Source organism: Methylotenera sp. (assembly GCF_029945535.1).
Lineage (GTDB): Bacteria > Pseudomonadota > Gammaproteobacteria > Burkholderiales > Methylophilaceae > Methylotenera.
The window spans coordinates 389,520-409,704 of the sequence record NZ_JAQSCU010000010.1; the positions used below are offsets into that span (position 1 = coordinate 389,520).

19 protein-coding genes are annotated in these 20,185 nt (G+C 43.8%); 9 read left to right on the forward strand and 10 right to left on the reverse strand.

Annotated elements, in window-relative coordinates; all coding sequences use genetic code 11:
• Positions 1-20 precede the first annotated feature (20 nt).
• Positions 21-1,433 carry an aspartate aminotransferase family protein gene (locus PSU72_RS04925; protein ID WP_300431214.1) on the reverse strand — a complete coding sequence of 471 codons (1,413 nt, stop codon included), beginning with the start codon at positions 1,431-1,433 and terminating at the stop codon, positions 21-23.
• A 167-nt stretch (positions 1,434-1,600) separates the two neighbouring features.
• Between PSU72_RS04925 and PSU72_RS04930 the strand changes: the two genes are divergently transcribed.
• The 3 genes from PSU72_RS04930 to tpiA all read left to right on the forward strand — a co-directional run bounded on the left by PSU72_RS04930 (position 1,601) and on the right by tpiA (position 5,321).
• The gene (locus tag PSU72_RS04930) at positions 1,601-2,155 is read left to right on the forward strand and encodes a cupin domain-containing protein (protein WP_300431215.1); all 555 of its coding nucleotides are present in this window, start codon (positions 1,601-1,603) and stop codon (positions 2,153-2,155) included.
• Positions 2,156-2,271: 116 nt separating this feature from the next.
• The gene (locus PSU72_RS04935) at positions 2,272-4,482 is read left to right on the forward strand and encodes an EAL domain-containing protein (RefSeq protein ID WP_300431216.1); all 2,211 of its coding nucleotides are present in this window, start codon (positions 2,272-2,274) and stop codon (positions 4,480-4,482) included.
• A 71-nt stretch (positions 4,483-4,553) separates the two neighbouring features.
• Positions 4,554-5,321: a triose-phosphate isomerase gene (tpiA, locus tag PSU72_RS04940; RefSeq protein WP_300431217.1), complete on the forward strand. Its 768-nt coding sequence runs from the start codon at positions 4,554-4,556 to the stop codon at positions 5,319-5,321.
• A gap of 58 nt (positions 5,322-5,379) precedes the next feature.
• Here the strand turns inward: tpiA and PSU72_RS04945 are convergent, their stop codons facing one another.
• The 6 genes from PSU72_RS04945 to PSU72_RS04970 form a co-directional block, all read right to left on the reverse strand.
• Complete coding sequence (locus tag PSU72_RS04945; RefSeq protein ID WP_300431218.1) at positions 5,380-6,813, reverse strand: gamma-aminobutyraldehyde dehydrogenase; 1,434 nt, start codon at positions 6,811-6,813, stop codon at positions 5,380-5,382.
• Positions 6,814-6,849: 36 nt separating this feature from the next.
• Positions 6,850-7,662: an ABC transporter permease gene (locus PSU72_RS04950; protein ID WP_300431219.1), complete on the reverse strand. Its 813-nt coding sequence runs from the start codon at positions 7,660-7,662 to the stop codon at positions 6,850-6,852.
• Positions 7,652-8,596 (reverse strand): ABC transporter permease, encoded by a 945-nt coding sequence (locus tag PSU72_RS04955; RefSeq protein ID WP_300431220.1) that lies wholly within the window; start codon positions 8,594-8,596, stop codon positions 7,652-7,654. The genes PSU72_RS04950 and PSU72_RS04955 overlap by 11 nt, the downstream gene beginning before the upstream one ends.
• A 15-nt stretch (positions 8,597-8,611) precedes the next feature.
• Positions 8,612-9,661 (reverse strand): ABC transporter ATP-binding protein, encoded by a 1,050-nt coding sequence (locus PSU72_RS04960; protein ID WP_300431221.1) that lies wholly within the window; start codon positions 9,659-9,661, stop codon positions 8,612-8,614.
• A 9-nt stretch (positions 9,662-9,670) separates the two neighbouring features.
• Positions 9,671-10,834, reverse strand: coding sequence for an ABC transporter substrate-binding protein (locus PSU72_RS04965; protein WP_300431222.1), 1,164 nt, complete (start codon positions 10,832-10,834; stop codon positions 9,671-9,673).
• A 177-nt stretch (positions 10,835-11,011) separates the two neighbouring features.
• A complete protein-coding gene (locus PSU72_RS04970; RefSeq protein ID WP_300431223.1) occupies positions 11,012-11,509 on the reverse strand; it encodes a winged helix-turn-helix transcriptional regulator in 498 nt (165 codons plus the stop codon).
• A 224-nt stretch (positions 11,510-11,733) separates the two neighbouring features.
• Between PSU72_RS04970 and PSU72_RS04975 the strand changes: the two genes are divergently transcribed.
• From PSU72_RS04975 to PSU72_RS04995, 5 genes are all read left to right on the forward strand, one after another.
• On the forward strand, positions 11,734-13,059 hold the full coding sequence (locus PSU72_RS04975) for a D-amino acid dehydrogenase (protein ID WP_300431224.1): 1,326 nt from the start codon (positions 11,734-11,736) through the stop codon (positions 13,057-13,059).
• Between the two features lie 33 nt (positions 13,060-13,092).
• Positions 13,093-14,169 (forward strand): alanine racemase, encoded by a 1,077-nt coding sequence (gene alr, locus PSU72_RS04980; RefSeq protein ID WP_300431225.1) that lies wholly within the window; start codon positions 13,093-13,095, stop codon positions 14,167-14,169.
• Positions 14,170-14,217: 48 nt separating this feature from the next.
• Positions 14,218-14,595: a RidA family protein gene (locus PSU72_RS04985; protein ID WP_300431226.1), complete on the forward strand. Its 378-nt coding sequence runs from the start codon at positions 14,218-14,220 to the stop codon at positions 14,593-14,595.
• Between the two features lie 6 nt (positions 14,596-14,601).
• A complete protein-coding gene (locus PSU72_RS04990; protein WP_300431227.1) occupies positions 14,602-15,183 on the forward strand; it encodes a TMEM175 family protein in 582 nt (193 codons plus the stop codon).
• A 144-nt stretch (positions 15,184-15,327) separates the two neighbouring features.
• Positions 15,328-15,999, forward strand: a complete 672-nt coding sequence (locus tag PSU72_RS04995; RefSeq protein WP_300431228.1) for a PEP-CTERM sorting domain-containing protein — start codon at positions 15,328-15,330, stop codon at positions 15,997-15,999.
• A gap of 78 nt (positions 16,000-16,077) precedes the next feature.
• On the opposite strand, the gene PSU72_RS05000 is transcribed toward PSU72_RS04995, so the two are convergent.
• From PSU72_RS05000 to PSU72_RS05010, 3 genes are all read right to left on the reverse strand, one after another.
• A complete protein-coding gene (locus PSU72_RS05000) occupies positions 16,078-17,193 on the reverse strand; it encodes an extracellular solute-binding protein (protein ID WP_300431229.1) in 1,116 nt (371 codons plus the stop codon).
• 72 nt (positions 17,194-17,265) lie between these two features.
• Positions 17,266-17,649, reverse strand: coding sequence for a cupin domain-containing protein (locus tag PSU72_RS05005; protein ID WP_300431230.1), 384 nt, complete (start codon positions 17,647-17,649; stop codon positions 17,266-17,268).
• Positions 17,646-19,013 carry an aspartate aminotransferase family protein gene (locus tag PSU72_RS05010; protein ID WP_300431231.1) on the reverse strand — a complete coding sequence of 456 codons (1,368 nt, stop codon included), beginning with the start codon at positions 19,011-19,013 and terminating at the stop codon, positions 17,646-17,648. Before PSU72_RS05010 ends, PSU72_RS05005 begins: the two co-directional genes overlap by 4 nt.
• 197 nt (positions 19,014-19,210) lie before the next feature.
• Here PSU72_RS05010 and speB point away from each other — a divergent pair, with 197 nt between their 5' ends.
• On the forward strand, positions 19,211-20,173 hold the full coding sequence (speB, locus tag PSU72_RS05015; RefSeq protein ID WP_300431232.1) for an agmatinase: 963 nt from the start codon (positions 19,211-19,213) through the stop codon (positions 20,171-20,173).
• Positions 20,174-20,185: the final 12 nt, after the last annotated feature.

The following is a 20,185-nucleotide window of genomic DNA, read 5'->3' on the forward strand; positions in this document are numbered from 1 at the left end:
GTCTTAATCGACCTACAGCTTTAGAGCGACTGCTGCATCGCCCAAGCTTGTTCATTTTTAAGATAGTTGCTGGCATCTAGGCCAACTTCACCAGCGGCGGCTACGCTTTTGATTGCATCTGCAAGCGTGTTGAAAATGCGATCGATTTCATTCTTCTCTATGGTTAAAGGCGGTGAAATTGCGATGATGTCACCTGTAAAACGCACATGTATGCCCATTTCAAAACACTTTAAATAAGTAGCAAAAGCCATGGCACCTGCTTTACCTGCGATTACCTCGAATTCAATCCCTGCGACTAACCCAATATTGCGAATATCTTTCACCATCGGCAAGCCTTTTAGGCTGTGTGCAGCTTGTTCAAAATAGGCGCTTAAACCTGCTGCGCGGTCTTCTAACTTTTCAGCTGCAAAAATATCCAATGTAGCAATGGCAGCGGCGCAAGCAATTGGAATCGCGCTATAAGTATAACCATGTGGTAATTCGATTGCGCCTGCTGGCGATTTTTCCATAAATGCATCGTAAATCTCACGTTTTACCGCGACTGCACCCATAGGTACAACGCCATTGGTGAGGCCTTTCGCGCAGGTGATGATGTCTGGAATCACGTTAAAATAATCGGCGCCGAATTTAGTGCCAAGTCGCCCGAAGCCTGTAATCACTTCATCAAAAATGAGCAAAATACCGTATTGAGTACATATTTCACGTAAACGTTTTAAGTAGCCTGCTGGCGGCACTACTACACCAGCCGAGCCTTGCATGGGTTCTACAATTAGCGCGGCAATCGTCGATGGATCATGCAGCGTGAGTATGCGTTGCTCAAATTCATTCGCCAGCGCCACACCGCCATCGGCAGGCACGCCTTTGGTGAATGCATTTTTTGCAATATCTAATGGATTGCGAATATGGTCAACCCCAGCTAAGCCATTGCCAAAAGCTTTACGATTACCAGCAATGCCGCCCACTGCGATGCCACCAAAATTCACACCGTGATAACCACGCTCACGACCAATTAGTTTGTTGCGCAAAGGGTTACCGCATACACGGTGGTAAGCGAGTGCGATTTTAAGGGCTGTATCAGCCGATTCTGAACCTGAATTCGTAAAGAATATACGGTCTAAGCCTTCTGGCATATAGGCTGCAACACGCTCTGCAGCTTCAAAAGCCAATGGGTGGCTGGATTGAAACGCAGGTGCGTAATCCAATGTTAATAACTGGTTGCCTACTGCTGTGGCAATTTCAGTACGGCCATGCCCAGCTGGTACGCACCACAAACCTGCGGTGCCATCAAGAATTTGCCTATCGTCTATGGAAGTGAAGTAATTGCCTTTAGCCGCTTTAAAGAGTCGCGGCATGCTTCTAAATTGCCGATTTGCAGTGAATGGCATCCAATAGTTAGACATATTAGGCAGTTTGATTGAGTTACTTTGAGACATGATTGTTTTCTAAAAACTTAAATATGGTGAGTATATTCAGATGTTTAGTAAACTGTGTCAATGATGGTTTTTAATAAAATTAAGCAATTGATTTTATTGGTTTTAATTATTCGAGTGATATTGTATATTTAACACTTTAAACACGTTAAAATTTAAGAGGTCAGTATATGGAGTTAGATTTAGGCGCAAGGCTAAAAATTGTTCGTTTGCGGCATCAACTCTCGCAGCGTGCTTTGGCGAAAAAAGCTGGGGTAGCCAACGCGACAATCTCATTGATTGAATCTGGTAATACTAGTCCATCAGTGAGCGCGCTAAAGCGCATACTTGCAGGCATTCCAATGACGTTAGCTGAGTTCTTTTCTGATGAACTGCCAAATATGCAAAGTGATGTGTTTTACCGCGCTGAATCACTGACAGAAATTAGTGGTGGCGAAGGCATTTCATATCGACAAATTGGTTCAGCAAAAGCGGGTCATATGTTGCAAATTCTTTATGAAACCTATGAAGTGGGCGCGGATACTGGCTTAAATATGCTGCAACATGAAGGTGAAGAGGGTGGAGTGATATTATCAGGTCGACTGGAGGTCACCGTGGGTGAATCCACGCGGGTGTTAGGCGTTGGCGATGCTTATTATTTTAATAGCAATATGCCGCATCGCTTTAGAAATGCAGGATCTCAGCCATGTACTTTAGTGAGTTCTTGTAGTCCACCGACCTTTTAGTCTGAAGATTTAACATGAATTTACATAAAAAATCGTAGCTAAGTTTTTGCTTGATAAGCACAATGGGCTAGAATGAATCTAATGCTGATTGAGTTTGGAAGAATGAGTATAAGTACATGGAATTTAAAGTAAGTATTCCTACTATTGAGCAAGCAAAGTCTTTTCTAGCAGACGCTGGCGTCATCGGACTCGTCTACTTTATCATTGCCTATTTGGGCACGTTTATCACCCCTTATATTGATGCAATCTCATTTTTTGAGTTGCCTGCTATCGCGCTAGCTGCTGCACTTAGCGTAAGGTACGGCTGGGCTGGTATTTTAGGTTGCGTCATAGGATCATTGCTGTTTCATTTGCTCAAAATGCCTTGGCAACTCGCTGCCACCTTGGCTATTGGTAGTGGCATTGCGGCATTTCTATTCTGCTACCTTTTAAGGCTCTTTCATCCAACAGTAGTGACTATTAATCAAGTGTCCACTGTGGCGACCTTTGCTTTTATTGCCGCGCCAATTGCGAGTGCCGCGCATACTCTTATTACAATATTGAGTATGCAGTGGCTGGGCTTTGCCTCTTGGGATTCGATTGTTCAGACGACGATGTCATGGTGGTTTAGTGAGTTACTGCTTGCTTATCTCACTGTACCTTTATTACTTTCAATATTTGCATATCAAAATACTTATTTCCAAACACAAGAAAAACTTGAAATTGGCACGGCATTTATCGCTATGGTCATCGTTTCTTGGCTAACTTTGGAGTATGGCCAGATGTTGGCATCATCAGAAGTTATCATTTTTGTGTTGTTAGCCTTTGTGTTATTGGCTGCACTTAGGTTTCAAACAATTGTTACGCATGCCGCTATTTTTATTGCGGCGCTCATTGCTTTTGCTTCGCTTATTTTTAACGTTGAGCAGATCCATTCTGAATTGTACTCGCAGGCAGTGTTCACCCTTAAAGTTGGACTTATTCCTATGGCTTTGGGTGGCTTGTTTGTGGCCTCAGCCTTCTCTGAACGCCATAATGCAGAAGCTGAACTTAATAAGTTAGCGAACCATGATCCGCTTACTTCATTACCAAATCGTACTTATTTTCAACACTTTTTAACGCATAGCCTCGCGCAAGCTTATCGGCAAAAGCAACAGGTTTACTTATTATTTATTGATTTAGATCGCTTTAAGAAAATTAACGATTCAGAAGGGCATGAGCTAGGCGATGCGGTGCTTAGAATCATAGCTACGCGTCTGAATGAAATTTTGCGAGCTGATGATTTTGTTGCGCGCTTAGGTGGCGATGAGTTTGCTGTCGTGTATACACATCCTCCCGTGAACAATGCTGCTAGCAATTTAGCTAGAAAAATCATTGGTATAGTATCAGAGCCATTTGAGCTGCAAGGGCGACGTTACAGCGTAGGTGCAAGTATCGGCATTAGTGTTTACCCTAATGATGCGACTGATGCACATGCATTGCTTAGACATGCTGATTTAGCCATGTACCAAGCAAAAAGCAAACGTAGCGGTTTTGAGTACTTCAGCGAAGAGATGAACGTATTCGCGCATGAGCAACTACAAATTGAAAACGGTTTGCAGCAAGCCCTAGAGAAGGGTGAGTTGCTATTGATGTATCAGCCTAAAGTGGATTTACGCACCAATCAAGTGGTGGGTTTAGAGGCACTAGTGCGTTGGTTAACTAATGCTGGCGTGCTGACTAGCCCAGATAAGTTTATTCCGATTGCTGAAGAAACTGGCCTCATTGTGCCAATTGGGCGTTTTGTCATCCGTGAAGCTTGCGAGCAGTGGGTGAGATGGTATGAGGCAGGACTTAACCCGCCGCCTGTCGCGGTGAACATCTCGCCACGACAATTTAGTGATTTGTCGTTAATTGCGGATATCTTGGAAATCATCAAAACTACAGGTATGAATCCTGCTATGCTCAACGTAGAGATTACCGAAAGCGCAACGATGGATGATCCTGAAATGACCATGGAGATTTTGGCGGAAATGCGCGCGCTTCATCTGCATCTGTATATTGATGATTTTGGTACAGGGCATTCGAATTTAGGTCAGCTAAGGCGTTTGCCGATTGATGCGGTTAAAATCGACAAGAGTTTTATTAACGACGTATTAACCAATAATGACGATGCGGAAATCGTGACTGCGATTATTAATTTGGCACATGCCTTAAAAATTCGTGTGGTGAGTGAAGGCATAGAAACAAAAGCTCAATTAGAGTTTTTGCGAGAATTGGGTTGTGATGAAATACAAGGTTTCCTCGTGAGTAAGCCAGTTTCGCATAGCCAAGTGGAGGCATTTTTTAATAAGACGATTAAGCTTTGATATGACTTGGATATTACTTGCGCATCGGCCAGAAATTTTTTTGAGAACTTAAATGAAACGTAAGACTTTAAATGAGACGTAAGCTGGTTGTTGCAAACCGAAAAATGAATGGTTCTTTATCCAGTAACAAAGCCTTTTTAGAGGGCTTATTGGCTGGTACTCGTGATTATCCGGATGCAGATTACTCGGTATGCATGCCGCATCCCTATTTATTTCAAGCTGAAGCATTGTTAAAAGGCAGCGCTATTACTTGGGGTGGGCAGAATATGAGCCGTTATGAATCGGGTGCTTATACTGGCTCGGTGTCGCCAGGCATGATAAAAGAGTTTGGCTGCGAATACGTGATTATCGGTCATTCAGAACGCCGTCAGCGCGGTCATGATACTGACCATTCTATTGGGGAGCGCTTTGAAGTGGCGACTAAGGTAGGTTTGAAGCCTATTTTCTGTATGGGTGAAACCTTAGAGGAGTATGAAGAGGGCATTACAGACGTCGTGACTATACGACAACTCAATGCGGTGATAGCTGAGATTGGCGTCAAAGGCTTAGCGAATGGGGTGCTCGCTTATGAGCCTGTATGGGCGATTGGTACTGGTAAAGCCGCATCGCCAGAACACGCGCAAAATATTCTAAGTTTTTTGCGTGGGCATATCGAGTTGTTAGATGCTGACATCGCAGAAAATATTCGCATCCTCTATGGAGGAAGCGTGAAAGCTGATAATGCTACCAAGTTGTTCTCCATGCCTGATATCGATGGCGGCTTGGTAGGCGGCGCCTCGCTCAATACCGATGAGTTTGTCGCAATATGCCAAGCTGCAAGCAATGCTTATAAAAACTAGTGTTTAATATAGTTTTGATAAGCATTGCTTGCAAGTTAGCTTTTTTAACTTAAATTATTTATAGCTTAACCATGACATGTCGCACGCTGCTGTAATCTTCAATCGCGTACATTGACATATCTTTACCATACCCTGATTTTTTCATACCACCATGTGGCATTTCAGAAACCAGCATGAAATGTGTGTTAACCCAAGTGCAGCCGTACTGTAATTCAGCCGAAACGCGCATGGCACGTGAAATATCACTAGTCCATACAGAGCTTGCTAGCCCGTATTCTGAATCATTTGCCCAGCCTACAACTTGCTCTTCATCATCAAAACGAGTCACTGAAACTACGGGGCCAAATACCTCTTTGCAGACGATTTCATCGGTTTGCAAAGCGCCAGCCACAATGGTGGGTTGGTAAAAAAAGCCACGACCGTCACGCGCTGCGCCACCTGTCGTAATTTCAATATGTTTTTGTGCGGCAGCGCGCTTCACAAAATCTGCCACACGGTCGCGCTGTCTGGCAGAAATCAATGGACCCATCTCAACGCCAGACTCTTTCTGCTCGCCCACTTTGATACTTGCAGCGGCTGAAGATAAATCGGCGACTAATTTATCGTAGATTTTTTTGCCTGCATAAATACGGCAAGCGGCGGTGCAGTCTTGCCCCGCGTTGTAAAAGCCGAAGGTACGCACGCCTTCTACTACTGCGGCGATGTCTGCATCATCAAATACAATCACAGGTGCTTTTCCGCCCAACTCTAGGTGAGTACGTTTCACGCTTTTTGCAGCCATTTCCATAATTTTTTGACCAGTTGAAATGTCACCAGTAATTGAGATCATTTGCACTTGCGGCTGAGAAATCATAGGCGCACCAACAGACTCACCACGACCATTTAAAATATTCACCACACCTGCAGGAAAAATATCAGCGATTAACTCAGCAAGTTTTAATGTGGTCAATGGCGTCATTTCTGATGGTTTGAGAATCACAGTATTGCCAGCGGCTAATGCAGGACCTAGTTTCCATGCTGCCATCATCAGTGGATAATTCCACGGCGCGATTGAAGCCACTACGCCAATAGGATCGCGGCGTATCATGCTGGTATGGCCAGCTAAATATTCGCCAGCTAATGAGCCCGTCATGTTGCGTACAGCACCTGCAAAGAAGCGGAACACGTCAGCAACGGCAGGCATCTCATCATTCAAAGCCGCCAAATAAGGCTTACCACAATTCATCGATTCAAGTTCAGCAAAAATTTCTGCGTTAGATTCAATGGCGTCTGCAAGTTTAAGTAGCATGGTTGCGCGATCGCGCGGCGTGGTTTTTTTCCAGCTAGAAAAGGCGCTGGCAGCGGCAGAAACCGCTTGTTGAATTTGTGCCAAAGATGCTTCTGCAACTTGAGTTATCTCTGCTTCAGTCGCAGGGTTCAGCACACTGATTAATGCACCTTCACCTATAACAAACTTGCCGTTGATGAGTAGTTGAGTCTGAAAGTTCTGCATTTTTGTATCCTCTTTAAAAATTATATTTTATTGATTTTAACGACTACTGCCTGCGATGCTTTCTGTGCCACGTGTTAAATAATATGCAGCAATAATAGGTATTGCTGTCACGAGCATGACCATCATTGCTACAACGTTGGTAATAGCCGAATCACGCGGTCTAGACAGTTGGTTGAGTAGCCAAATAGGTAGTGTTACTTCGTGACCCGCGGTGAAAATGGTCACAATCAGCTCATCAAATGAAAGCGCAAACGCCAGCAAAGCACCAGCTAATAAGGCGGTAGCAAGTTGCGGTAAGATGATGAATCTAAATGTGGTGAACCCATCTGCTCCTAAATCCATAGAAGCTTCAATCAAGTTATGCGGCATGCGCCTAAAACGTGCTACCACATTGTTATAAATCATCACTACACAAAATGTTGCATGACTGACGACGATAGTTAAAAAGCCTGGTGTAATGTCTAGGATATTCATTGCAGAGAGTAATGCGATACCAGTAATAATGCCAGGAAGTGCGATAGGTAAAATCAGCATGGTTGTAATAGCTTCTTTGCCAAAAAAATTACGCCTGTATAGAGCAGCAGCGGTCATGGTGCCCATAATGATTGCCAGTGAAGTTGCGAATGCCGCCACTTTGAGCGATAAAGCAATCGCAGACATAACATCTTCACGTGCAAAAGCAGCATGAAACCAATGCAAGGTAAAGTGTGTATGACTGCCATCGCTTACTAGAAAGGCATTAATCACGATGACAGCAATTGGGACGTGTAAAAATACCAAGCCGCCATAAGCTAGTGTTTTTAGCCAAATGGGTGCGCTTGGTTGGTTTTTTTTCGTTTTAAAGAGCATCAAATGCTCCGGTACGTTTGGCAAGTGATAAGTAAATAAAAATGAGCGTAATGGGTACCACTGTAAATGCTGCAGCCAGCGGCATATTGCCTACCGAGCCTTGCATTGTGTACACCATGGTGCCGATATATAAACCGCTTGGGCCAATAAGCTGCGGAATAATGTAATCGCCCAATGTAAGTGAGAAAGTAAAAATTGAGCCTGCCACAACCCCAGGAAAGACCAGCGGCAGCAATACGCGACGAAAGGTTTGTGCAGGCTTTGCGCCTAAGTCGGCAGAGGCTTGCAGCAAATTGGTAGGCACGCGCTCAAGTGCGGCTTGTATAGGCAAAATCATAAAAGGCAGCCAAATATAGGTGAAAACGATAAAGCGCCCAAGATTAGAAGTTGCTAGCGTGTTGCCGCCAATGGCTGGTATTTGTAGCACATGGTTAAGCGCACCGGATAAACCTAAATGATTGATGCACCAGTACAAAATTCCTTGTTGAGATAAAATCACCGTCCAAGCATAGGTTTTAACGATGTAGCTTGCCCACATCGGCAACATTACTGCAATATAGAAAAAACCTTTTTCAGCTCGGCTACCGTAGCGCGTCATGTAGTAAGCAATGGGGAAGCCAATCAATGCAGTTGCGAGCGTCACCGCAACTGCCATAGTGAGTGTACGCAGAATAATGTCAAAGTTAGTGGCATCGAAAAGACTGCGATAGTTTTCAAGTGTTAAATCATTTGAAACAGCCATGCTGAAACTATCAAACGTATAAAAACTTTGCCACAATAAAGCGAATAACGAACCTAAGTAAACCACTCCAAACCATAGTAGTGGCGGGGTGAGTAGCAAAAATAGGAAGAGATTGTTTTTACGGTAAAGCGTGTTACTGAACTTCCGTCCAAATGGCTTTGAAGTATCTGCATTGATGATAGACGATTGCATGATGGCGGTGCGACACTAGCTAGCTTGATTTTCCAGCATGACCATGCGGCTTTTTGACCAGCATAGGTTCAACCTCTGGCTGATTTTAGGTAGCTCAGCCTCAGAGAGCTCAGTGTTGGAAAGTACCATGAACAACATTTGGTTGCCAACGCTTACCTCGACCTTACTGGTAGCGCCATGGTATTGAATATCAACCACTTCACCCGCTACTTTGATGATGTCATTTTGCTTATCATTGAACTCATTAGTACCTAGCTTGATGTGCTCAGGACGTATCGAAAATGGCTGATTTTGACCTGTAAGTTGTTGAGCCATAGCACTATTAATCACATTTGAAGTACCTACAAAATCTGCGACGAAGCTGGTTTTAGGGTGCATATACAGATTGCGTGGAGTATCAACTTGCTCGATTTTTCCACGATTAAATACTGCGACGCGATCAGACATGGATAAGGCCTCACTTTGGTCATGAGTGACATAAATGAAGGTAATGCCAAGTTTCTTATGTAGTGTTTTGAGTTCCAACTGCATTTGCTCGCGCAGCTTTAAATCCAACGCACCTAGCGGTTCATCCAGCAATAAAACGCGAGGTTTATTCACCAATGCCCGCGCCAATGCGACACGCTGACGCTGACCGCCTGATAACTCACCAGGTTTACGTTTGCCATATTCAGCCAAAGCGACTTGCTCTAGTGCTTGCTCTGCGCGCTTATAGCATTCTGGCTTGGCGATGCCTTTCACGCGAAGACCATAAGCAACGTTATCTAGCACATTCATATGTGGAAACAGCGCGTAATCCTGAAAAACTGTATTTACTTCTCGTTCATATGGTGGTGTTCCTGCTGCTTCTTTGCCGAAAATTTTAATGCTACCAATGCTTGGCTGCTCAAAGCCAGCAATGAGTCGCAAGCAAGTGGTTTTGCCAGAACCACTTGGGCCAAGCATAGAAAAGAACTCGCCCTCTGCGACAGCAATTGAAACGTTATCCACCGCACGAACATCGCCATAGTGTTTGCTGACGATAGAAAACTCTACGGCCGTAAACACATCTGGAATAGCAGTCATAAGCTAAAACTATCTGCCGCCCATGATGGCAATATAGTCCGAAGTCCAACGGCTATAGGGCACACAGCCTTCTTTGAGTGAGCATTTGGCTTGTGGCGTTCTCCAGAATTTAATTTCCGCATAACGACTAAAGCCATTATCTCCGCAGAAGTCGCTGCCGCCCGGTGCCTTGGTTTTACATGCCGTTGGCACCACAGGGTTAGAGCCAAACCATTCAGCCACGCCCACTTGGGTTGCTGGTGCCAGTGAGTGTTCTAGCCATTTGTAAGCACAGTTCGGGTGTTTTGCTTTAGTGGCTAACATCGTTGTATCTGCCCAGCCAGTAGCGCCTTCAGTTGGAATCACCGAGGCAATAGGCTGTTTTTCTGTTTTTAACGCATTCACCTGATATGGCCATGCGCCAGAGGCGACTACACCTTCTTTTTTGAAGTCGGTCATTTGCACCGTCACATCATGCCAATATCGATGTGTAAGGGTCTTTTGCTGGCGCAGCAGCTTTAATACTGCGGCATATTGTTTTTCGTTCAATTCGTATGGATCTTTAATACCAAGAGAGGGGTCTTTTTTCATCAAATATAGCGCTGCATCAGCAATATAAATTGGCCCATCATAGGCTTGAATACGACCTTTATTTGGTTTGCCGTCTGGTAGATTTTGTGGCTCGAATACCGTACCCCAAGAGGTAGGGGCTGTTTTGAAAGTGGTTGTGTTATACATCAATACATTTGGACCCCATTGATAAGGAACGCCGTAATGTTTACCACCTACAGTGTGCCATGGGGCATTCTGTAATCGACTATCAACAGTAGACCAAGAGGGCACTAAGGCAGTGTTGATGGGTTGTACTTTTTTACCAGCCACTAACCTTAAACTAGCATCACCAGAAGCGGTAACTAAGTCATAGCCGCCTTTATTCATCAGTGAAACCATTTCATCCGAAGTACCGGCGGTTTTCACATTGACCTTGCAACCAGTTTCTTTCTCAAAACCTGTTACCCAGTCGTAATTTTTGTCAGATTCTCCACGCTCTAAGTATCCCGGCCAAGCAATGACATCTAATTGACCTTCACCTTGTCCAATTTTCGTAGTGTCAGCCTGAACGGTGTAAATCCCAGCGATCAAACTGGTTGAAAAGGCAATGATTAAGGATTTTTTAACGAGTGTAGATGTCATTTCTAAGCTCCTAATAATGTTGAAATTTCGAAAAAATTAAAACGTATTATTTTTACTTGAATGAATGCAGATTTCTAACAATACAATAACATTGTTTTCTTATATTGGACATGCGGCAAGAGCCATTTAGGTTATTAGTCTAGAACCACTTTTATAGAGGAAAGTTATTAATCTGCATTAATCTTTAGTTTCCACCAACTGTAATGCAAAGCTTTCCTTAACTTCTTCCATCACAATATAACTTCTAGACTCCTGTGCGCCTGGCAGCGTGAGTAATATGTCACCTAGCAAGGTTCGATAATCAGCCATTTGTGCAATACGTGCTTTGATGAGATAGTCAAAATCTCCGGATACCAAGTGACACTCTAGTACGCTGGGCAGCTTGAGTATTTCTTGTTTAAACTTACCGAAAATTGTCCCGGATTTGGTTGATAGCTTTAATTCGACAAATACCAGTAAGCCTAACCCGAGCGAGTGAGGGTCTAGGCGGGCGTGGTAGCCTAAAATCACACCTTCTTTCTCTAAAGTTTTGACACGTTCGCCACAAGGCGTTACTGAAAGTCCGACGCGTTCTGCAAGTTCTGTAATTGGGATGCGAGCATTTTCCTGCAACACCGACAGTATTTTTAAGTCTATACGATCAAGTTCACGAACAGCATGGGTACGAATTCGCATGATGCATTCCTTACTATTTTATATAAAAACTATGATAAGTCATAAATTTAGAGATTAATATTATTTAAATCACTAAATTAAGTTAAATTAACTTTTTATTTACTATTATTTAGATAAGTTATGTTGATATTACTCAATAAACTAACATATATGGGCTTTGATTAACTGAACGTTAGTTAATGGTTTATGAGAATATATTCTTAATAATGTAGTGGAGAGTCATCATGCGGGTGCTGGTATTGGGTTCTGGCGTAGTTGGCGTAACAAGCGCATATTATTTGGCAAAAAAAGGGTTTGATGTCACGGTGATAGACCGGCAACCAGCGGTAGGTTTAGAAACCAGTTATGCCAATGCTGGGCAAATATCCCCAGGCTACTCTGCACCTTGGGCAGCTCCGGGCGTGCCAATGAAAGCGCTAAAGTGGATATTTCAACGTCACTCACCGCTGGCATTGAAGCCAGACTGGTCATTATGGCAACTTGAATGGACGCTAAAGTTATTGCAAAACTGCAATGCTAAAAGCTACGACCTTAACAAAGAGCGCATGGTGCGTTTGGCTGAATATAGCCGTGATTGCTTGAGTGAGCTTCGTGCTGACGCAGGCATTGCTTATGAAGCTCGTACACAAGGTACTTTGCAGGTATTTCGCACACAAAAGCAATTAGATGCTGAGGCCAAAGATATCGCCGTATTAAGCCGCATGGGCGTGCCGTTTGAGCATTTAGATCCGGCAGGTTGTGTTGCAGTTGAGCCAGGTTTGGCCTCGGTAAAAGATAATCTGTTAGGTGGTTTGCGCTTAGCCCATGATGAAACTGGTGATTGCCAGATATTTACCACTAACTTGGCGAAAGAAGCTCAAAAGCTTGGTGTTAAATTTAGGCAAGATGTCACCATTAATTGCTTGCTAACACACCATGGGAAGCTTACTGGCGTGGAAATCAGCACTCAAAACGGCGCTGAAGTATTAGAGGCAGATCAATATGTGGTTGCACTTGGTAGTTACTCGCGCGAGTTGATGCAGGGCTTGGGTTTGGATATTCCAGTCTATCCAGTTAAAGGCTATTCGCTTACCGTGCCCATTATTAACAGCGATGTAGCGCCTATTTCTACCGTTATGGATGAAACTTACAAAGTGGCCATTACCCGCTTCGATAATCGTATTCGTGTGGGTGGTATGGCTGAGTTAGCAGGTTTTGATTTAAGTCTGAATCCACGCAGACGTGAAACTTTAGAGATGGTGCTAAACGGCTTATTTCCTAATGCTGGCGATACTTCGCAAGCGCTGTTTTGGACAGGATTACGTCCGATGACGCCTGATGGCACACCTATCATAGGTAAAGCCTCTGCTATATATAATAACGTATGGCTCAATACAGGCCATGGCACGTTGGGCTGGACGATGGCGTGTGGTTCTGGGCAAGTGTTGGCTGATTTACTTGCAAATCACCAACCAGCGATTCAGACCGACGATTTGTCACTTGGTCGATATGCGGGAAGTCGCTACAATAAAAGCGCTGACACAACCCCAGCGTTCAATAACCGAGCTTAATAAAAAACCAATAACTCAAAAGTAAAAATATTCATGTCACGTCCAGCAATCGCTCATATTCGTTTAGATGCATTTAGGCACAATTATCGTGTTGCCAAGCAATCGCATGGTGGCAAAGCGTTGGCCGTGATTAAAGCGAATGCTTATGGGCATGGCGCGGTGCATTGCGCTAAAGCCATAGAAGGTGAAGCGGATGGTTTTGCTGTCGCTTGTTTAGAAGAAGCACTGCAACTACGCGAAGCTGGATTACCCGAACCAATTTTGTTGCTAGAAGGGTTTTTTGAGGCAATAGAGTTGCCCGAAATAGTCGCAAATAATTTATGGATTGTTGTGCACGCACAATGGCAAGTAGAGGTTCTGTTAGCAACCAAACTCGCAAAACCTTTGCATGTGTGGCTAAAAATGGATAGTGGTATGCATCGAGTTGGTTTGTCGCCAAACGATTATGTACAAGCTTATGAGCGGCTTAAGAGTCATAAAAACGTGGCAAAAATAGTGCTGATGACGCATTTCGCAAATGCGGATAATCTAAGCTCGAACCATACTTTGCAACAAATTGAGACTTTTAAAAATACGACCCAAGGGTTAAACGCAGAGCTAAGTTTAGCTAACTCAGCAGCAATTGTAGGTTGGAAGCAAGCCAAGTTTGACTGGACGCGACCTGGCATCATGCTCTATGGCGCCGATCCATTAATGAACGCTGATACCAAGTTAAAGCCTGTGATGCAGCTTACTTCAAAAATCATCTCGATTCGCAGTATCAAGCAGGGCGAATCTATAGGCTACGGCAGTATATTCAGTGCCGAGCGTGACACAGTGGTTGGCGTAGTTGCTTGTGGTTATGCGGATGGCTATCCACGGTCAGCAGTAACAGGAACACCCATGGCCGTAGATGGCAAAATGACGCGATTAATCGGTCGCGTTTCTATGGATATGCTGTTTGTAGATTTAACTGATATTCCCAACGCAATCATTGGCAGCCAAGTAGAGTTATGGGGCAATCAAGTGTCTGCCAATGCGGTGGCTACAAGTGCTGGTACTATTGCTTATGAGCTATTTTGCAATGTAAAACGTGCACATTTTCAATACTTTGATGCCGCCAATATATAAGCGCATTATATAATCTAACTACATTCACTTTTTTAAAAAGGATTTCATATGCACGTTATTCAAACGCCAAACGCACCTGCCGCAATCGGCCCATATTCACAAGCTATGGTGGTAGGTGATTTGCTATTCACTTCAGGTCAAATTCCGTTACGTCCGGACGGCACCTTAAACGAAGGCAATATTACGGTACAAACTACGCAAGTATTAGCTAACTTAAAAGCAGTGATTGAAGCTGCAGGTTCAAGCTTGGATAAAGTAGTTAAAACGACTGTGTTTTTAAAAAACTTGGATGATTTTGTCGCGATGAATAAAGTATATGCTGAAACTTTTGGCTCACACACGCCAGCGCGTTCAACCGTACAGGTGGCTAAATTACCACGTGATGTATTAGTGGAAATTGAAGCTATTGTTTCCTTAGCTAAGTAAATCACAATGGAAAAGAACCGTCTGGAAGCCTTTAGTGATGGCGTGATTGCCATCATCATTACCATTATGGTGCTAGAGTTAAAAGTGCCACATGGCAGTGATTTTGCCTCTCTAACACCATTGCTGCCCGTATTTTTAAGTTATGTGTTGAGCTTTATATATGTAGGTATTTACTGGAACAATCATCATCACATGCTGCAGACGGTTCAGCATGTGAAAGGGAATATCTTGTGGGCGAACTTACACTTGCTGTTTTGGCTATCACTATTTCCATTTGTTTCTGGTTGGATGGGCGAGAATCACTTTGCAGCGATGCCATCAGCCCTTTACGGACTAGTATTGTTGATGGCCGCCATTGCCTATTCAATATTGCAACGCACTATTATTGTCAGCCAAGGTGAAAACTCTTTGCTAGCCAAAGTTGTTGGGCGTGATGTTAAAGGTAAATTGTCAGCCTCACTTTATGTTGCAGGCATCATCGCGGCGTTTTTCTCGCCAATCCTGTCAGGCTTGATTTATGCCGCAGTTGCTTGTATCTGGTTTGTTCCAGATAGCCGCATTGAGCGGCTAATGGGTCAAAGTTCTTAAATAGAGTGTTATAAAGCCGAATTTCCAATCCACTTAATCTGCCTATACTGCATAGGTAGATTGAGTAGTTACGGATTCACTGACATGTAATAAATCCCCATAAGCACTGTGCTAGTATTGTGCTACTAATCAATGGGGAATTGTATGTCTCGACTTTTGTGTGTTTTGTGCCTCTTAACGCTTTTCCCTTTTGCTGCCAACGCAACTTCAATTTCATCATCAAGTATAGTAAACACCAGTTGTTCGGGTGCTTTAACGACATCATTATTAGATGGCGCATCATTTGCTTGTGCAGGTAACTTTACATTAGACGGCGGTTCTATTACGTCAGATTCAGTGATTAACATTTCAGCTGATGGAGATTTGTTTCTTGATAATTTAACTTTTACTGCACCTAATATCTCGGTTTCAGGGCTAACCGGCGTGACGATGGGCAATAATGTAGTCTTAAATGGAAGCTCAGCTATTACTGTAGCTAGCGGAAAAACTTCCGTGCCTACAGTAATTATTCAGGCTCGCACACAGCCAACAGTAAAGTGGCCTTATCTAGATATTTTACAAGGAGGTGGTGGGGCGGTTGTAATTATTGGTGATGGTAGGGACTTGAATATAAGTGCTGTAAGTGGATATGTCTTAAAACCAAGCAGCAATATACCAGTTGTAGGTGGTGCGTTAATCATAGGTTCTGGTGGAATTATTACTACTGGCTCAGCTAGTATTGACTCAGTGGTGAATGTTACATCAGTCCCTGAGCCAAGTACTTACGCCATGGTACTTTTGGGTTTAGGTTTAATTGCATTTAGACGCAGAACTTAATCCGTTAAATACGATACTCTTCAAGGAAAAAAATATTGATGTGGCTTGTAGAGCATTTTTTTAGGTTTGACTATTGTATTAAATCCCAGATTTCAACTTAGTAAATGCTCTAGTCATCACCTTGCGCGTAGCATTGCTGCGCACTTGGTAAAACTGCGCTTTGTTTGTTAAGTAGTTGTCTGGTGGGAATGCGATTTTGTTGGCTAGTACGTCTGGGTCTATATATTTACGTGCTGCTAAGTTGGGGCTGGTAAACATAGTGTAGTTGGTAATTTCTGCTTGTACTTGTGGACGCAGAATGTAATTCATCCAAAGTAAAGCATTTTCAGGATGCGGGGCATCCGCTGGAATCATCATCGATTCAAAGCCAAATTGCATGCCGTTTGGCGGTAGTGGTGCTTCAATATGGATGCCATTTTTAGCTTCTTTAGCCTTCAGTGCTGCATTGTTAAAGTCACTGCCATAACCTAGTGCTACACAAATATTACCTGCTGCTAAATCTGTAATGTGCCCGTTATTTGTGAAAAGCTTAATATCTTTACGCACTTTTTGCAGCATGGTTGCAGCCACTTTATAATCAGCAGAGTTGTTACTAAAGGCTGGCTTGCCTACGTAAATCAACGCAGAAGGAAACACATCGCTGGCGCTGTCGAGCATGGAAATTCCGCATTTTTTAAGCTTAGACGTGTATTTTGGATTAAACATCAGTTCAAAAGGGTCGGCTGGAATTGGCTCAGTGCCGAGAGCTGCTTTTACTTTATCTACGTTATAACCCACACTCACTGAGCCCCCTAGCCATGGCACCATGTATTGGTTATTTGGGTCTAGCTTAGCCATTTGTTGCATAACAGCTGGGTTTAAATTACTCCAGTTTGTGAGTTTCTTGCGGTCTAGTTTTTGTACTTTACCGTCATCTATCATCATGCGGCCGAAGTCGGAAGATGGCACGATGATATCGTAGCCAGTTTTGCCGATGAGCATTTTAGCGAGCAACACTTCGTTGGAATCAAAGTTGTCATAGCGTACCTTAATGCCAGTTTCTTTCTCAAAGTTCTTCACGGTATTTTCACTGATGTATTCCGCCCAGTTGTTAATATTTAATACTTTTTCCGTAGCTGCAATAGCGGCTGAAGGTGCTAGTGAAAATAAAACTAGCGCTGGAATTAAACGTTGGCGCCATTGATGCAAGCTCATGTGAGGTTCCTTCTTATGGTGAAAATGTGAGTAAATTAAACTTTTTGAATGGCGCGTTTTTTCTAACACAACTTAGTTATTCCAAATCACATACACTTTCTTAATAGCCTCTACAGTTTCCCATGTGCCTTTAAATCCAGCTGGCAGCGCAAAAATACTGCCAGCACCAAACTCTTTAGCATTTCCATTAATATCGGTTAAGCGCACGCGGCCTTCTAAAATAACGCAAACTTCCTCCTCGGTATAATTGACAGTTTTAGCACCTACACTTGAGTGCCAAATGCCCGCAAAAAAATGTTCAGTAGGATCTGTGTAGTGGTTGTATGTTTCCATGGTGATTTTGGTCTTGGCATCGCTAGCAACGCCTGCTACTACTCGTTCTTGCGGCACTGTGCTAAGTTCAACTTCTACTTTATTGGTGGCAAAGTCAATCACATCATTTATTGTTTTATTCATTGCTCAATCCCTTTTAAAAGATCTTTTAAAAATTCATTAAATATCCGTACTAATTTTGCAATATCAGCTTCTGTTGTTACGGGGCAAATCAACATCATATTGTGAAATGGTGTGAGTAGAACGCCGCGGTTGAGCAAATATAAATGTATGGCAGATTCTATGGTGTCGTTTTGTGCAGCGCGTGCTTCTGCAGCATTGCTGGGCGGGTTTGCACAAAATTGCAACTCAAGCCGCGCCCCCATGCGGCTAATACTCCATGGCAAGCCATAAGTTTTAATGACCTGATTAAATTGAATTTCTAGCTTGGTTGCCAAACCAAGCATGTGTTGGTATGCGGCCTCCGTAGCGGTATCGCGCAATGTCGCGTTGATAGCCGCTAGTGTCATCATATTGCCAGATAAAGTCGTACCTATGCCAGAATGCCCAGCAGGTGCTTCGTCTTTGGCTGCTTTCATACGGGCTGCCATCGCCTCGCTAAAACCATAGGCCGCTGCGGGTAAGCCCCCTGCGATGGGTTTGCCTACTACTAAGAAGTCCGGTGTGACGCTATTGGCTTTAGCCCAGCCGCCGCGTGCTGTTGATATTGTGTGGGTTTCATCAAGCGTTAATAATGTCCCGTATTTTGAGGTGAGTGCGCGTAAACTTTCAATAAAACCTGCGTGCGGTAACACCATGCCACAGTTAGTGAGAGCTGGTTCAGTGAGTAGCACTGCGACATCGCCCTTGGCTAATTCATGTTCAACGGCGGCTAAATCGTTAAATGGCACTGCCACTGTGTGTAAGCCTAAATCGTACACTTGGCCTAATAAACTGGCGCGGTTAACAGTTTTGCCATTAACAATATCTATTTCAGTGTCATCTATTGTTCCATGATAGCAACCATCAAACACTAATAGCTTGCTGCGACCAGTCACCGCTCGTGCCCAGCGCAATACAAAGCGATTCGCATCTGTCGCGGTGGTGGCAAGCTGCCAATAATCTAAGCCAAAGAAGTCGCTTAAAGTCTCACCAACATCAGGCGCGAGTGTTGACGGCAACATTGCAGTGTAGCCACGACCAGCTTGTGCGGCGATTGCCTTAGCCACTGGCGCAGAACTATGCCCAAACATGGCGCCCGTGTCGCCTAAACAGAAGTCGGTGTAATCAATACCGTCTGCGCAGGTAAAGTGTGCGCCTTCGGCATGATTGATAAATAGCGGAACAGGTGTGCCCCAATCGTTCATCCAATGCATAGGCACACCATACAGAAAGTGTTGGTTAGCCTTAACTGATAATTCGGCGGACTTAGGGTGCAGCTTCATGTAGCTGGCGCGCTCACTTGCTAGCAGGGCTTGAGCGTTAGTGATTAAGTTGGGATTTAACATGGTAAGTAACTTTAAATTTAAAATTTTGAGCTTTAAAAATTAAGAAAGTGGTTCTAACTAAAATGCTAAATTGGCTCTATTTGTTAAACCAAAGATTTAGTTTAACATTTAATGAATCTTATGCATAAAAAATGCGTACAAATATTTTGTATAACTGTATGCTAATGGTAAATTAATTGAATTGATGGGGGAGGCTTATGGATCACGGTTTTGCATTTAGCGCTACAGGAGGTTTTCTTGGCCTGCCAATTACAGATTTGTTTACCTCAGAAAATGCGTCTCGGCAAGAAAGTCACGTTAGCACTTTTGCCGTAGCAGGTATTACGTGGGATGGCTGCGTGACCAATCGACCTGGTGCGCGCTTTGGACCCAATGCTATACGCCAAGCCAGTCATATGCTATGCGGAGATGAACATCCATTATTTGATGTTACCCCTGTCGACAATACCTTGGATTTAGGGAATTTATTGCTACCCAATACCAGTCTTGAAAGCATGCGCGCTGCGCTGATGCCACAAGCTAGTGCGTTAATTGGTCAATACGAAATGGTTTGGTTGGGTGGCGACCACTCAATTACTTTGCCTTTGTTACGTGCTTACTTCGCACATTACCAACAGCCACTCGCGTGCATTCATTTTGATGCCCACTGTGATACTTGGGAAAGTCATTTTGGCGAACCCTCTGGACATGGCACTTGGGTGTATGAAGCGATTACCGAAGGTTTGGTTGATCCTAAATGCTTTATACAAATTGGCATACGTTCATCCGGCGAGCGTGCGGCGCGTGAATTTGTAAATGATCAAGGAGGCAGAATCTTCACCGCACGTGAACTACGTGGCAAAGATGGCGCAGGCTTGCAAAGTGTCATTGATGAAGTGCGCGAACGCATGGCAAAAGCCGGTAATCCGCCTTTATATTTAAGCTTCGACATTGATGCATTAGACCCAGCATTTGCACCAGGTACAGGCACGCCAGAAGTTGGCGGATTAACCACTGCGCAAGCCATGACATTGCTAGAAGCTTGGCACGATTTGAACTGGGTAGGCATGGATTTATGTGAAGTATCTCCGCCTTATGATCACGCTGAATTAACTTCAAATGCTGCCGCAACTTTGATATGGACGTGGCTGTGCGGGCGTATTGTTGCAAAAAGAACTTAGTTGAAAATTGGT

What these genes read in the sequence shown, in the direction of transcription:
- PSU72_RS04925 (WP_300431214.1), bottom strand. Translation starts at nt 1,433, where the DNA reads ATGTCTCAAAGTAACTCAATCAAACTGCCTAATATGTCTAACTATTGG.
- PSU72_RS04930 (WP_300431215.1), top strand. Translation starts at nt 1,601, where the DNA reads ATGGAGTTAGATTTAGGCGCAAGGCTAAAAATTGTTCGTTTGCGGCAT.
- PSU72_RS04935 (WP_300431216.1), top strand. Translation starts at nt 2,272, where the DNA reads ATGGAATTTAAAGTAAGTATTCCTACTATTGAGCAAGCAAAGTCTTTT.
- tpiA (WP_300431217.1), top strand. Translation starts at nt 4,554, where the DNA reads ATGAGACGTAAGCTGGTTGTTGCAAACCGAAAAATGAATGGTTCTTTA.
- PSU72_RS04945 (WP_300431218.1), bottom strand. Translation starts at nt 6,813, where the DNA reads ATGCAGAACTTTCAGACTCAACTACTCATCAACGGCAAGTTTGTTATA.
- PSU72_RS04950 (WP_300431219.1), bottom strand. Translation starts at nt 7,662, where the DNA reads ATGCTCTTTAAAACGAAAAAAAACCAACCAAGCGCACCCATTTGGCTA.
- PSU72_RS04955 (WP_300431220.1), bottom strand. Translation starts at nt 8,596, where the DNA reads ATGCAATCGTCTATCATCAATGCAGATACTTCAAAGCCATTTGGACGG.
- PSU72_RS04960 (WP_300431221.1), bottom strand. Translation starts at nt 9,661, where the DNA reads ATGACTGCTATTCCAGATGTGTTTACGGCCGTAGAGTTTTCTATCGTC.
- PSU72_RS04965 (WP_300431222.1), bottom strand. Translation starts at nt 10,834, where the DNA reads ATGACATCTACACTCGTTAAAAAATCCTTAATCATTGCCTTTTCAACC.
- PSU72_RS04970 (WP_300431223.1), bottom strand. Translation starts at nt 11,509, where the DNA reads ATGCGAATTCGTACCCATGCTGTTCGTGAACTTGATCGTATAGACTTA.
- PSU72_RS04975 (WP_300431224.1), top strand. Translation starts at nt 11,734, where the DNA reads ATGCGGGTGCTGGTATTGGGTTCTGGCGTAGTTGGCGTAACAAGCGCA.
- alr (WP_300431225.1), top strand. Translation starts at nt 13,093, where the DNA reads ATGTCACGTCCAGCAATCGCTCATATTCGTTTAGATGCATTTAGGCAC.
- PSU72_RS04985 (WP_300431226.1), top strand. Translation starts at nt 14,218, where the DNA reads ATGCACGTTATTCAAACGCCAAACGCACCTGCCGCAATCGGCCCATAT.
- PSU72_RS04990 (WP_300431227.1), top strand. Translation starts at nt 14,602, where the DNA reads ATGGAAAAGAACCGTCTGGAAGCCTTTAGTGATGGCGTGATTGCCATC.
- PSU72_RS04995 (WP_300431228.1), top strand. Translation starts at nt 15,328, where the DNA reads ATGTCTCGACTTTTGTGTGTTTTGTGCCTCTTAACGCTTTTCCCTTTT.
- PSU72_RS05000 (WP_300431229.1), bottom strand. Translation starts at nt 17,193, where the DNA reads ATGAGCTTGCATCAATGGCGCCAACGTTTAATTCCAGCGCTAGTTTTA.
- PSU72_RS05005 (WP_300431230.1), bottom strand. Translation starts at nt 17,649, where the DNA reads ATGAATAAAACAATAAATGATGTGATTGACTTTGCCACCAATAAAGTA.
- PSU72_RS05010 (WP_300431231.1), bottom strand. Translation starts at nt 19,013, where the DNA reads ATGTTAAATCCCAACTTAATCACTAACGCTCAAGCCCTGCTAGCAAGT.
- speB (WP_300431232.1), top strand. Translation starts at nt 19,211, where the DNA reads ATGGATCACGGTTTTGCATTTAGCGCTACAGGAGGTTTTCTTGGCCTG.